We start from the raw sequence: 13,190 nt of genomic DNA on the forward strand, positions 1-13,190 counted from the left end.
TTGGTCGGGATGGACTTCTACCAGGATATGCGGTCGGGCAAAGTGGTTTTCGTCTCGCCCGGGTCAGGCCTTGGCCACGCGGCGCAGCCGCAAGTTCGCGAACTCGCCCAGGCCCCACGGGCCGAGCTCGCGCCCGTAGCCGGATGCCTTGACGCCGCCGAACGGCAGGCCGGGCAGCGTGGTGCCGTGCTCGTTGACCATGGCCATGCCGACGTCGAGCCGGTCCGCGAGTTCCCTCGCACGGTCGACGTCGGAACTCCACACCGAACCCGACAAGCCGTAGTCGACGTCGTTGGCGAGCGCGACCGCCTCCTCGTCGGTGCTCACCGAGTACACGACGGCCACGGGTCCGAAGATCTCCTCGCGATAGGCGTCCATCTCCGGAGTAACCCCGGTGAGAACCGCAGGAGACATGAACGCTCCGGGGCCGTCGAGCGGTTCGCCGCCGGTGTGCAGCGTCGCCCCCTGCTCGACCGCCTTGCGGACCTGCGCGACGACCTGGTCGCGTGCCGCCACCGAGGACAGCGGTCCCACCTGGGTCGACGGGTCACTCGGGTCCCCGACCGCCATGGCCGAGACGGCGTCGGTGAGCTTGGCGACGAAATCGCCGTAGACGTCGTCGTGCACGATGAACCGCTTCGGCGAGTTACACGCCTGACCGCAGTTCAGCATCCGCCCGGCGACCGCCCCCGCGACGGTCGCCTGCACGTCGGGGGTGTCGAGCAGGATGAACGCGTCGGATCCGCCGAGTTCCAGGACCGACTTCTTCAGGTGCTTGGCCGCGGTCTGGGCGACGGCGGCGCCGGCCCGTCCGCTACCGGTGAGCGAGACGCCCTGGACGCGCCGATCGCCGATCATGTCGGCGACCTGCTCGTTCGAGGCGTAGACGTTGATGTAGGCATCCGCCGGGACGCCGGCGGCGTGCGCGATCTCTTCCATCACGGCCGACGACGCCGCACAGATCGGCGCGTGCTTGAGGATGATCGTGTTGCCCAGCAGCAGATTCGGCGCGGCGAACCGGGCCACCTGGTAGTAGGGGAAGTTCCACGGCATGATGCCCAGCAACGGTCCGATCGGCTCGCGCGTGACGACGGACTCGGCCGCGCCCTGCGGAGCGAGCACTTCGGGCTCCAGCAGTGCCGGACCGTTCTCGGCGTACCAGTCATAGATCATTGCGGTGAGCGCCAACTCGCCCTGCGCCTGTGCGAGCGGCTTACCCATCTCTTTGGAGACCAGTGCCGCCAGTTCGTCGGCACGGTCCCGATACGCCTGCGCGGTCGCGCGCAGCATGGCCACTCGCTGTTCGACGGGAGTCTCGCGCCACCCCTGATAGGCGGCAGCCGAGCGCGCCAACACATCTTCGACGTCGGCGTCGCTCATGGTCTCGAAGGTCTGCTCCACGGCACCGGTCGCGGGGTTCTCAGTCACATATGCGGTCATGGTTTGCACCGTACGCCCACGCCCCCGCCGACCGTGCCCACTTTCCCGGCGACCGTGCCCACCTTCCCGTCGACCGTGCCCACCTTCCCGTCGACTGTGCCCACCTTCCCGCCCAGTGTGCCCAGCAAACCCCGACTCAGCGCGACGCCAGGCCGCGCACCCGATCAACCCTGCGATGAGTAGATCGGGCACGATCGGCGGAATCTTGGGCACGATCGGCACCGAAACCGGGCACGATCGGCAGAAATGTGGACACGGTCGGCGAGATTGTGGGCACGATCGGCGGAATCTTGGGCACGATCGGCGCTACGCGGGGATGTCGAGCCCCAGATCGAGCACGGTGACCGAGTGGGTCAGCGCACCGACGGCGAGATAGTCCACACCGGTCTTGGCATAGTCGGCCGCGACATCGAGGGTCAGGCCCCCCGAACTCTCCAGCTTCGTCTCCGGCGAGCGCGCGTCGCGCCGGGTCACCGCCATCTGCGTCGCCCACAGCGGGAAGTTGTCCAGTAGCACCAGGGAGGGTTCGAGTTCGAGCACCTCGTCGAGTTGTTCGAGTGAATCGACCTCGACCTCCACGGGTACATCGGGGGCCAGTTCGCGGACCGCCGCCAGCGCCGCGGCAACCGACCCCACCGCGGCGACGTGATTGTCCTTGATCAACGCCTCGTCGCCCAGCCCCATGCGGTGGTTCATCCCGCCGCCAGCCCGGACCGCCGCCTTCTGCAGGTAGCGCATCCCCGGCAGCGTTTTGCGGGAATCACGGATACGCGCCTTGGTGCCTTCGACGGCGTCGACCCAGGCGGCCGTCGCCGTGGCGATACCCGACAGGTGGCAAATCAGGTTCAACGCGGTGCGCTCCGCGGTCAGCAACTCCCGCGTCGGTGCGCGCAGCGCCAGCACGGTGTCTCCAGGGACCACGCGGTCACCGTCGGCCAGTTCGACGGTGACCTCGTAGCGGTCGGCGCCGATCACCTCGTCGAAGACCGCTCGGGCCACCGCCACGCCAGCGACAACCCCGTCGCCACGGCTGACGATCGCAGCCTCGGTCACAGCGTCGGCCGGGACCGTCGCCAGCGTGGTGACGTCGGGGCCGTAGCGCAGGTCTTCGTCGAGCGCGGTGCGGATGAGCGCCCTCACCTCGTCGGTGACCGCGTCATCCGCGCGTCGACCGGTCATTCGCCGGAGCCGGGGTTGCCGATCGAGATCATCTTCTCCACGCTGGCGCGAGCCTTCGCCGCGACATCGAGATCGACGTCGACCTCGTCCTGTCCGGTCACCAGGCAGCGCAGCAGCGCGGCGGGCGTGATCATCTTCATGTACGGGCACGACGCGCGGCCGTTGACCGGCTGGAAGTCGACATCGGGGGCCGCCTTGCGCAGCTGGTGCAGCATGCCGATCTCCGTGGCGACCAGGACCTGCGACGCCTTGGTCTCGCGTGCGGCGTCGAGCATGCCGCCGGTGGAGAGGATCTTCACCTTCTCCTCGGGCACCGCGCCCTCGCCCGCGAGGTAGAGCGCCGAGGTGGCACAGCCGCACTCGGGGTGGATGAAGAGGTCGGCGTCGGGGTGCGACGAGGCCTGATCGGCGAGTTCGTCGCCGTTGATGCCCGCGTGCACGTGGCACTCGCCCGCCCAGATGTGAATGTTGTCGCGACCGGTGACGCGCTTGACGTGTGCGCCGAGGAACTGGTCGGGCAGGAAGAGCACGTCACGGTCCGGGTCGATGGATGCCACGACGTCGACCGCGTTGCTCGAGGTGCAGCAGATGTCGGTGAGTCCCTTCACCTCGGCGGTCGTGTTCACGTACGACACGACGACCGCGTCGGGGAACTCGGCCTTCCACGCCCGCAGGTCGTCGGCGGTGATCGAGTCGGCCAGCGAGCAGCCAGCACGCGCGTCGGGGATCATCACGCGCTTGTCCGGGCTCAGGATCTTGGCCGTTTCGGCCATGAAGTGCACGCCGCAGAAGATGATCTCGTCGGCGTCGGCTTCGGCCGCGATCCGCGACAGTGCCAACGAGTCGCCGGTGTGATCGGCGATGTCCTGGATTGCCGGCAACTGGTAGTTGTGCGCAAGGATCGTGGCGTTGCGCGCCTTCGCCAGGCGGTGCACCTCGTCGGCCCACTCCGGGGTCGCCTCGATACCGGTGTAACCGGCCTGTCCATCCGTCCAGGTGAGGTCGCTGTGCAAGTCTGCGGTGATACTCATCGGGTCCTCCTTCGCCGCTGGGCTGGGCGATTCGGGTGTTTTCGACTGTCGGTCGAAAACCTCGTTCAGTTTAACACCTCGTCGTCGCGGATCATTCCGCGAGGCGGGTCAGCGCGCCACGCCCGGCCCGGTGGACCGGGCCCCTTAAGATCGGGCACGTGGCCTCCCCCGTCGATCCCGCCAGCGCCGAATCCGCACGATCCGCGGTGCGCCTGGAGGTCCGCTGTGCGGTGTTCCGCATCGGCGGTGGGCCGGCACCCGAGCTGCAGGTCCTTCTCGTCGACGGTGAGTCGCGCAGGCCTGACGTGGATCTCGCCGCGCTGCCCGGTGGCCCCATCGATGCGTCCGCCGACCTGGCGGATACCGCCCTGGCGTGTTTGGCCGAGCAAGCCGGCGTCGCTGATGTCGCTCACCTCGAGCAGCTGGAAGTCTTCTCGGCTCCCGACCGGGTACCAGGAACGCGCACCGTCGCGTCGACCTACCTGGGACTCGTCCGACCGTCCACGCCGGTCAACGGCGGGACCTGGCACTCCGTACGGACCCTGCCCCCGACGGTTGCCGATCACGCGGAGATCATCGCCGCCGCCCGCCATCGGCTCGCCGGCAAACTCTCCTACACCAACATCGCGTTCGCGCTCGCTCCGGCGGAGTTTCCGATGTCCGAACTCTCCGAGATCTACGGGGCCGCCCTCGGCTACGCGGTGGACACCACCAACCTGCTGCGCATTCTGTCGCGACGTGCCGTGATCACGGCGACCGGCGGCGTCCGGCGCAACGGCCGGGGCGGAGGTCGCCCGCCCGCGCTGTACCGGTTCACCGACTCGTCGTTGCGGGTGACCGACGAATTCGCGACGTTGCGCCCTCCCCTGATGTGATCCAGGTGCCCACTCGGCGGGTGTGAGGTGCCCACTCGGCGGGGGTGAGGTGCCCACTCGGCGAGGGCGTACACCGGGATCGGCGTCCAACTAGGGTTGGAGCCATGGACGACGCGATCAGGCTCGCCACCGTCGACGACGCCGCTTTGCTCACCCGCCTGCAGATCGACTTCGACACCGAGTTCGACTCGCCGGTGCCCGACGAGCCGGTTTTGCGCGCCCGCTATCGAGCGCTGCTGGCCGACCCCGACGGATTCGCCCTCCTGGCCGGAACCCCCGACAGCCCGACGGGTTTCGCGACGCTCACCTTGCGGCCGACCATCTACTGCGACGGTCCGCTCGCCGTACTCGACGAGTTGTACGTCGTACCCGGCCTGCGCGACCGCGGCATCGGGACGGCACTGCTGCTCGCGGCGATCGCCGAGGTCCGCGCCCGCGGCGGCGGCGAGATGCACATCAACGTCGACGAGATCGACGTCGACACGCGCCGGTTCTACGAGCGGCACGGCTTCGTCAACATCGAGCCCGGCACCGACTACCGGATGCTCTGCTACATCCGCGAACTCGGCTCCCGATAGCGACTCAGACGACCAGCGGATCGCCCGCGGCCCGATAGCCGTCGGCGTCATCGTCGTCGAAGGCCGAATCGGCGTCTAACGCCGGACTGTCGGCGAACAGCGCGTGGAAGAAGTACCCGAGCAGCGCCATCGTCGGCATGAGGATGAGCAGGATGCCGGGGGCGCCGACCGCGCCGTCGGCCGGTGCCGTCATCCAGAGATTCGGCGCATGCAGAAAGGTCTGGCCCGCGTCGAGGGTGAGCGGATCGGGCAGCCTGGTCCGCAACGTCGTCAGGGCGACCTCGATCGCCAGCCCGGAGCAGAACACCGTAGTCGCGGCGAGCACCAGCACACCCAGCGGCCCGCGCCACGTGCGCGCGGACCACCAGAACGCCGTCCCGGCGACAGCACCGAGCACCAGCAGACCGAGCGCGAACCAGGCGATGCCGTCGAAGTAGCGAGTCATCTGCTCGTTGGGCACCGCCGCGTAGCCGCGCCGCACGACGACGCCGGTCGGCATCGGCGCGACGAACGCCCACACGAGTGCGGCGATGCTACTCACCACGGCGACCCCGACGACGAAACGCACGGCCTGGGCGGCCACCAGTACGTTGGCCCGCCATGGCGAGGCGACATGGCCGGACGGCAACGGCCGGTCCGACGGCCCCGGGGCGAGAATCACCGGTTCGCTCATCGCTGCTCCAATTCGCTCGAATCGACCTCGCCGTGGCGCGAGCAGCGTGCCCACCACCCGTCCGGCCGCACCTGCACGACCATCCGGCGGCCGCACTGCCCGCAGAAACGCGGCGGCTCCAAGCCCAAGCGGGCCGTCGTGGGAATCGCGGCCTCGTCCTGCAACTCCATCGCGATTCCCGTGTAGACGCCGAATCGGTGCGGGGCGGCCAGCGGCCCCGGAACGGTGGCGCCGGGCGCGGTGTCGGGGCGGGTCATCGGCTCACAGCGTGTCGTTGAGCGCCTTGATGGGCATCGACAGGTTGTCCAGCAGGTCCAGGTCGGCCTCGGCGGGCCGGCCCAGCGTGGTCAGGTAGTTGCCGACGATGACGGCGTTGATGCCGCCCAGGATGCCCTGTTCGGCACCCAGATCGCCGAGGGTGATCTCCCGGCCGCCGGCGAACCGCAAGATCGTGCGGGGCAATGCCAGGCGGAAGGCGGCGACGGCCTTGAGCGCCTCGGCGGCCGGCAGGACGTCGAGATCGCCGAACGGCGTTCCGGGCCGCGGATTCAGAAAGTTCAGCGGTACCTCGTCGGGCTCCAGCTCGGCGAGGTTCGCGGCGAACTCGGCGCGCTGCTCCAACGACTCCCCCATGCCGAGGATGCCGCCGCAGCACACTTCCATGCCCGCCTCGCGCACCATCTTCAGCGTGTCCCAGCGCTCCTCCCAGGAGTGCGTGGTGACGACATTGGGGAAGTGTGACTTCGCGGTCTCGAGATTGTGGTTGTACCGGTGCACACCCATCGCGGCGAGCTCGTCGACCTGCTCCTGGGTGAGCATGCCGAGGCTGCAGGCGATCTGGATGTCCACCTCGTTGCGAATCGCCTCGATGCCGGCGGCGACCTGGCTCATCAGGCGCTTGTCCGGACCGCGCACCGCCGCGACGATGCAGAACTCGGTGGCGCCGGTCTTGGCGGTCTGCTTGGCGGCCTCCACCAGCGACGGGATGTCGATCCAGGCACTGCGGACCGGCGAGGAGAAGAGCCCGGACTGCGAGCAGAAGTGGCAGTCCTCCGGGCAACCACCGGTCTTCAGCGAGATGATGCCCTCGACCTCGACCTCCGGTCCGCACCAGCGCATCCGCACGTCGTGAGCCAGCGCCAGCAGCTCTTCGAGCCGCTCGTCGGGCAGCCGGAGCACGGTGAGCACCTGCTCCTGCGACAGTCCTTCGCCTGCCTCGAGCACCTGTTGGCGGGCGACGGCCAGGATGTCGTCGGCGCCGGCGAGCTCGTCGGGGGCGGTGGTGGAAGCTGAGGTCATGATCGGGCTCCTTCTTCTGGGCGGCGGTCGGTCGGTAGGTCTGGCGCGCCCGGCGGGGGCGGCACCCAAGCGGGGTCGAACCAGGTGGGCGCTCGTCGGACGAATTCGTCGTGGGGCAGCGAACCGACGCCTTCGGGCAGCGTACCGATGACCGGTACGCCGGTCACGCGCGGCAAGTCGTCGGCGTTGCAGCGCATCGCCAGGTCGGGGTCGCCCGGCCAGGAGCCGACGACCAGCCCGACCGGATCGAGGCGGCGGGCGCGGATCGCCGCGACCGTGAGTTCGGTGTGGTTGAGGGTGCCCAGCGCGGGCGAGGTCACGACGACGACCGGTGCGGCGAGATCGGCGGCGACGTCGAGGATGGTGAGCGGCCCACCGTCGCCGCCGGACTCGGCCAGCCGGACCAGCGCTCCCCCGGCACCCTCGACGATCGTCACGTCGCTGGTGGCCGCGGCGCCGGCGACGGCATCGACGACCTCGTCTCGGGACAGCGGGGGCAGCCCGGCGCGACGGGCCGCGGTGTCGGGGGCGAGCGGCTCCGTGTAGCGGACGCACTCGACCGGCGCGATCGGCCCGGCCAGTCGCTGCACGTCGGCCAGATCTCCTGGCTCGCTCGGCCCGACGCCGGTCTGCGCGGGTTTCACCACCGCGATCCGCTCCGCGCCTCGCGAGCGGGCCCGGGCGACCAGAGCCGCGGTCACGACCGTCTTGCCCACATCGGTTCCGGTGCCGGTGACGACGAGAATCATGCGCACACCGCCTCGCGGTGGTGGTTGACGACGGCGGCGACTCGCTCGATCGCGGCCGCATCGAGGTCGGCCCGGGCGGTGATCCGCAGGCGCGACGTTCCGGCCGGCACCGACGGCGGCCGGAAACAGCCGACGAGGACGCCGTCCTCGCGGCACCTGGCCGCGAGCGCGACCGCCTGATGCGGGTCTCCGATGATGATCGACACGACCGCCGCCTCGGGAATGTCGGCACCGCACGCACGCGCGATCGCCTCGGCGTTGCCGCGGACTCGATGCGGGAGTGACGGAACGGCCCGCAGAATGCGCAGCGCGGCATGAGCGGCCCCGACGGCGGCGGGGTTGAGCCCGGTATCGAAGATGAACGGTCGCGCGGTGTCGATCAAGTGGGCGCGCAAGGCCCGCGGACCGAGCACCGCGCCGCCCTGGGCGCCCAACGATTTCGACATCACCGTCGTCATCACCAGGTCGGGGACGCCGGACAGGCCGCTCTCGGCGATTACGCCCCGCCCGCCTGGGCCACGCACGCCGAGTGCGTGCGCCTCGTCGACGAGCAGGACCGCCCCGCGAGCCCGCGCCACCGCGTACAGGTCGGCGACCGGGGCGATGTGCCCGTCGATGCTGTACACCGAGTCGGTGACGACCAGCGCACGGCGCCAGCCGCCGGCCGCCAACGCGGCGTCGACGGCGGCGACATCGCCGCGATCGACGACGACCACGTCGGCTCGCGACAATCGGCAACCGTCGATGAGGGAGGCGTGTGCCCCGGCGTCGCTCACGATCAGGTCGCCGCGCCCGACGAGTGCGGTGATCGCGCCGACGTTCGCGAGGTAGCCCGAGGAGAAGGACAAGGCGGCCGCGAATCCGGCGAAGTCGGCCAGCTCGTCCTCGAAGGCGACGTGGGCCGACGTCGTGCCCGCGACGAGGCGCGACGCGGTCGAGCCGGCGCCGAACTCGTCCAGCGCGGCGCGAGCACCGTCGATCACGCGCGCGTCGCCCGACAACCCCAGATAGTCGTTGGAAGCCAGGTTCAGGAATTCCGCGCCGCCGCGCCGGACGAGCGGATCGCGGTGCAGTCCGGCCTCGGCTCTCGCGCGCGCGGCGTCGTCGAGCCAGTCGAGTGCGTCGCTCATGACCGCACCACCGCCTCGATGCCGCGGCAGATCGCGTCAACGTTCTCCGGCGTGCTGATGTACGGCGGCATCGTGTAGACGAGGTCGCGGAAGGGCCGCAGCCACACCCCCGCGTCGATCGCGGCGGCGGTAGCGGCGCCCATGTCGACCGGCCGGTCCAGTTGGACGACGCCGATCGCGCCGCATACGCGGACGTCTCGCACACCGGCCTCATGCGCCAGGGGCACCAGCCCCGCACGCAAACCGTCGCCGATGGCGGCCACCCGTTCGCGCCAGGGAGTCGACAGCAGCAGATCGATCGACGCACGCGCCACGGCGCACGCCAGCGGATTCGCCATGAACGTCGGGCCGTGGGCCAGGCCGCCGGCCTCGCCACCGCTGATGGCCTCGGCGATCGGCGAGGTGCACAGCGTCGCCGCCAGCGTCAGGTACCCGCCGGTGAGCGCTTTGCCGACGCACATGATGTCCGGCACCACCCCGGCGTGGTCGGCGGCGAACAACTCTCCGGTACGCCCGAAGCCGGTGGCGATCTCGTCGAATATCAACAAGACGCCCGCGTCGTCGCAGGCGTGGCGCAGCACGGTCAGGTACTCGGCGTCGTGGAAGCGCATGCCTCCCGCGCCCTGGACGACGGGTTCGACGATGACGGCGGCCAACTCGTCGGCGTGTTCGGCGATTTCCCGACGGAGCATGCCGGCGTAGTCGCCGTCGAAGGCGCTCGGCGGCGCGTCGACGAAGAACTGCTGCGCGAGCACGTCGGTCCACAGCGCGTGCATCCCGCCGTCGGGGTCGCACACGCTCATCGGGGTGAAGGTGTCGCCGTGGTAGCCGCCGCGCCACGTCAGGAGCCGCGTCTTTGCCCGCGCGCCCCTGGCTCGCCAGTACTGCAGTGCCATCTTCACCGCGACCTCGACCGAAACGGACCCGGAGTCGGAGAAGAACACCTTGTCCAGGCCATCGGGGGTGATCTCGACCAGCCGCGCCGCCAGCTCGATGGCCGGGCGATGCGTCAGCCCCCCGAACATCACGTGGCTCATCGACGCGAGCTGCCCGGTCGCCGCGGCGTCGAGCACCGGGTGGCGGTATCCGTGGATCGCCGCCCACCACGAGCTCATTCCGTCGACCAGGCGCCCCGCTTCGGTTTCCAGGTACACCCCGTCAGCCGCGTGCACCAGCAGCGACGGCACTGCCGCGGGCAGCGAACCGTAGGGGTGCCAGACATGGTCGGCGTCGAGTTGCGTCAGCGTAGCCGCGAGCGGCGGGACCATGGGCTCGTCCTCCTCGGCGTGGCGTGTGGGCTTCGGTCTGCTGGTCGGGGGTCCTGTACACCGTACAGGGCGGTGCGTGGCGCGCATCACCCACCCGCTACTGTTGGGGCGTGGCGATCAATCGAAGCGACGTGCTGAGCGCGGCGCGCGACATCCTCGGCGAGCACAGTCTCGCCGATCTCTCCATGCGCCGGCTCGCCACCGAACTGGGTGTGTCACCCAACGCGCTCTACTGGTACTTCCCCAACAAGCAGAGTCTGCTCGCCGCCCTCGGCGACGACATTCTCGCCGACGTCGTCGTGCCGAGCGAGGACCTGCCCTGGGACGAACGGCTAGAGGCACTCGCACACGCGATGCGAGCCAGCCTGTGCGCGGTGCCCGACAGTGCCGAGGTCGTCTCGTCGAGCTGGTCGAGCGGCCTGTCGTCGATGACGATGCTGACGCTGATGACCGATGCCGCCCGTTCCGGCGGCCTGCCCGAGCCGGCCATCCGCGGTCTCGTCACGGCGATCGCGCAGCTCGTCATCGGCCTCACCCTTGAGGAGCAGACCCGCAGGCAGATGGACCGCCTCGGGGTGACCGGACCGGTCGACCGGGACTTCGACGCCGAGTTCGCCGATGCCCTGGCGATCGTGCTCGCGGGCGCCCGCAACATCGATCCGGCGGCGGCGCTGGCCTGAGCGATCTCTCAGGCTGACCGTGGTATCTTCGCTCCCCGATGGTCGAGCCCCGAAGCAAGCTCAGCAACGAGCCTCCTACGAAGGCCACAGACAGTAAGCCGCCCGCCCTGCCGTACCGTTCCGATCTCGACGGCCTGCGCGGTGTCGCGATCCTGCTGGTGGCCTGTTTCCACGTATGGTTCGGCCGCGTTTCCGGCGGCGTCGACGTCTTCTTGACCCTGTCGGGCTACTTCTTCGTCGGGTCGCTGCTACGCCACACCATCGCCGTGCAGTCGCCGCGGGCGACCTACCGCGATGCCGGGAATCCGTGGCCGCGACTCAAGCGGCTTCTCAAGCGACTCCTCCCCGCGTTGTACGCGGTCCTCATCGGTGTCGCACTCCTCACCGTCGTGGTGATCCCGGAGAGCCGATGGAGCAACATCGGCAACGAGCTGATCGCATCGGCGCTGTACTACCAGAACTGGTTCCTGGGCTTCAATTCGCAGGACTATCTGGCGGCGAGTTCGGCCAACAGTCCGCTCCAGCACATCTGGTCGATGTCGGTGCAGGGCCAGTTCTTCCTGGTGGTGCTGATACTCGCGCTGCTCACCGCGGTACTCCTCAAACTCGTCGCCCACCCGCTCGCCCGGATGGGCACCGAGCGCAGTGTCCGCATCATCGTCGGCGTGCTCGTGCTCGGGCTGGCGGCGGTCTCGTTCTACTGGGCTGCCATGCGCCACGGCGTCGACCAGCCCTTCAACTACTACGACACTTTCGCGCGCGCCTGGGAGCCCCTGGCCGGGGGCCTGCTGGCCGTGTGGATGCCCAGGATGCGCGTGCCGAACTGGTTCCGCAACGTGGTGGGGCTGGTCGCGCTCGGACTGATCCTCTCGTGCGGCTGGTGGATCGACGGCGTCAAGGAGTACCCGGGGCCGATGGCCCTGGTGCCGGTCGGCGCGACGGTGGCGCTGATCTGGGTGGGTGCGACGGCGCTGTCCAAGCCGCTGCCGGACGGATCGGTGCAGCCTCAGCCGCAGGTGTCGCGTCTGCTCGCGACGCCGCAGGGCATCTGGCTGGGCAATATCGCGTACTCGCTGTACCTCATCCACTGGCCGCTGCTGATCTTCTACCTGACCTGGCGCGACAAGGACCATGCGAATGTCGTCGAGGGCACGGCCATCCTGCTCACGTCGGTGCTGCTGGCGTGGCTCTGCAAGCGCTACATCGAGGACCCGGTGCGCTACTCGCGCCGCCCCGAGCCCCTCCTGCGCGATCCGAAGCCGGCGCCCAACGTCACGCGCCGTCCCAGCCGCTGGCGCCGGGCGATCCTGTCCTACGGAAGCGTGGTGACCGTGCTTCTCGTGCTGGGCGTCGCCGCCGCCGGGGTGTCCACAAGGCTGTGGGAGCGGCATGTCGCGGCGCAGGAGGTGGATACGTCCACCCTGGACCCGCACCGGTATCCCGGGGCCCGGGCCCTCCTCGATGGCTGGCCGGTGCCCAAGGCCGACCCGCAGCCGGCGCCCTATCTCGCCGACCGGGACTACCCGGAGACCAGCACCGACGCCAAGATGGCCAACTTCGAGGATCCCAACATCACCGTCGGCGTCTACGGCGACGTAAACGCCAAGCGGACCATCGCGCTGGCCGGCGGCTCGCATTCGGAGATGTGGATCACGGCGCTCAACCTCCTGGGCAAGCGCCACGGCTTCCGGGTCACGACCTATCTGAAAATGGGTTGTCCGCTGTCGACCGAACGCGTGCCGAAGATATCGGGCACCGAGCGGGACTACCCGCTGTGCTACGACTGGGGCCAGCGCGTCATCGCCCGTATCATCGCCGATCGCCCCGACGCGGTGATGATGCCCACCACCCGGCCGCGGGAGCGCGCTCCGGGCGATTGGATGCCCGACTCCTACAAGCCCGTCTTCGAACGCTTCATGGAGGCCGGGATCGCCATGATCGGCATCCGCGACACACCGTGGCCTCGCGACCGGGCGGGCAACGGCTTCGTGACACCGGACTGCCTCTCCGACGGCGGGGACGCGGTCAGCTGCGGGACGCGGCGGGCGTCGGCCCTCTCACCGACCGACCCGGCGATCCCGTTCGCCCAGGCGCATCCGCGGATGTTCTACCGGCTCGACCTCACCGACGGCATCTGCGAACCGGAGATCTGCCCGGCGATCGTCGGCAACATCGTCGTGTACAAGGACTACCACCACCTTTCGGCGACGTATGTGCGCAGCCTCACCGACGAGCTCGGCCGACAGCTCCAACAGATACCCTGGATCGGCAAGCGCTGACCGGTAAAG

Annotated in this window: 13 protein-coding genes; 4 read left to right on the plus strand and 9 right to left on the minus strand. The window is 69.6% G+C overall.

The genetic code is table 11. The features are described from left to right. Nucleotides 1–63: 63 nt before the first annotated feature. From GOARA_RS09800 to nadA, 3 genes are all read right to left on the minus strand, one after another. Complete coding sequence (locus tag GOARA_RS09800; protein ID WP_007322200.1) at nt 64–1,440, minus strand: NAD-dependent succinate-semialdehyde dehydrogenase; 1,377 nt, start codon at nt 1,438–1,440, stop codon at nt 64–66. 306 nt (nt 1,441–1,746) lie between these two features. Further along, a complete protein-coding gene (nadC, locus tag GOARA_RS09805; protein ID WP_007322201.1) occupies nt 1,747–2,619 on the minus strand; it encodes a carboxylating nicotinate-nucleotide diphosphorylase in 873 nt (290 codons plus the stop codon). Further along, nucleotides 2,616–3,650, minus strand: coding sequence for a quinolinate synthase NadA (gene nadA / locus GOARA_RS09810; protein WP_007322202.1), 1,035 nt, complete (start codon nt 3,648–3,650; stop codon nt 2,616–2,618). Before nadA ends, nadC begins: the two co-directional genes overlap by 4 nt. 158 nt (nt 3,651–3,808) lie before the next feature. Here nadA and GOARA_RS09815 point away from each other — a divergent pair, with 158 nt between their 5' ends. Continuing rightward, entirely contained in the window at nt 3,809–4,525 is a 717-nt protein-coding gene (locus tag GOARA_RS09815) for an NUDIX hydrolase (protein WP_007322203.1), read from the plus strand. Nucleotides 4,526–4,629: 104 nt separating this feature from the next. Next, nucleotides 4,630–5,103, plus strand: a complete 474-nt coding sequence (locus GOARA_RS09820; RefSeq protein ID WP_007322204.1) for a GNAT family N-acetyltransferase — start codon at nt 4,630–4,632, stop codon at nt 5,101–5,103. Between the two features lie 4 nt (nt 5,104–5,107). Here GOARA_RS09820 and GOARA_RS18960 read toward each other — a convergent pair whose 3' ends face one another. From GOARA_RS18960 to GOARA_RS09850, 6 genes are read right to left on the minus strand one after another with little or no spacing between them, the layout of a single operon-like run. After that, nucleotides 5,108–5,776, minus strand: a complete 669-nt coding sequence (locus GOARA_RS18960) for a DUF2567 domain-containing protein (RefSeq protein ID WP_007322205.1) — start codon at nt 5,774–5,776, stop codon at nt 5,108–5,110. Beyond that, complete coding sequence (bsaP, locus tag GOARA_RS09830) at nt 5,773–6,033, minus strand: biotin synthase auxiliary protein BsaP (protein WP_007322206.1); 261 nt, start codon at nt 6,031–6,033, stop codon at nt 5,773–5,775. The genes GOARA_RS18960 and bsaP overlap by 4 nt, the downstream gene beginning before the upstream one ends. Nucleotides 6,034–6,037: 4 nt before the next feature. Next, the gene (bioB, locus tag GOARA_RS09835; RefSeq protein WP_007322207.1) at nt 6,038–7,075 is read right to left on the minus strand and encodes a biotin synthase BioB; all 1,038 of its coding nucleotides are present in this window, start codon (nt 7,073–7,075) and stop codon (nt 6,038–6,040) included. Continuing rightward, a complete protein-coding gene (gene bioD, locus GOARA_RS09840; protein ID WP_007322208.1) occupies nt 7,072–7,824 on the minus strand; it encodes a dethiobiotin synthase in 753 nt (250 codons plus the stop codon). Before bioD ends, bioB begins: the two co-directional genes overlap by 4 nt. Then, nucleotides 7,821–8,954, minus strand: a complete 1,134-nt coding sequence (locus tag GOARA_RS09845; RefSeq protein ID WP_007322209.1) for an 8-amino-7-oxononanoate synthase — start codon at nt 8,952–8,954, stop codon at nt 7,821–7,823. The genes bioD and GOARA_RS09845 overlap by 4 nt, the downstream gene beginning before the upstream one ends. Then, nucleotides 8,951–10,222, minus strand: coding sequence for an adenosylmethionine--8-amino-7-oxononanoate transaminase (locus tag GOARA_RS09850; protein ID WP_007322210.1), 1,272 nt, complete (start codon nt 10,220–10,222; stop codon nt 8,951–8,953). The genes GOARA_RS09845 and GOARA_RS09850 overlap by 4 nt, the downstream gene beginning before the upstream one ends. A 110-nt stretch (nt 10,223–10,332) precedes the next feature. On the opposite strand from GOARA_RS09850, the gene GOARA_RS09855 reads away from it, so the two are divergent. After that, nucleotides 10,333–10,902, plus strand: a complete 570-nt coding sequence (locus tag GOARA_RS09855; RefSeq protein WP_040522590.1) for a TetR/AcrR family transcriptional regulator — start codon at nt 10,333–10,335, stop codon at nt 10,900–10,902. A 38-nt stretch (nt 10,903–10,940) separates the two neighbouring features. Next, on the plus strand, nt 10,941–13,181 hold the full coding sequence (locus GOARA_RS09860) for an acyltransferase family protein (RefSeq protein ID WP_007322212.1): 2,241 nt from the start codon (nt 10,941–10,943) through the stop codon (nt 13,179–13,181). The last annotated feature ends 9 nt before the right edge of the window (nt 13,182–13,190 follow it).

This window comes from Gordonia araii NBRC 100433, from assembly GCF_000241265.1.
In the GTDB taxonomy this organism is placed as follows: Bacteria; Actinomycetota; Actinomycetes; order Mycobacteriales; family Mycobacteriaceae; genus Gordonia; species Gordonia araii.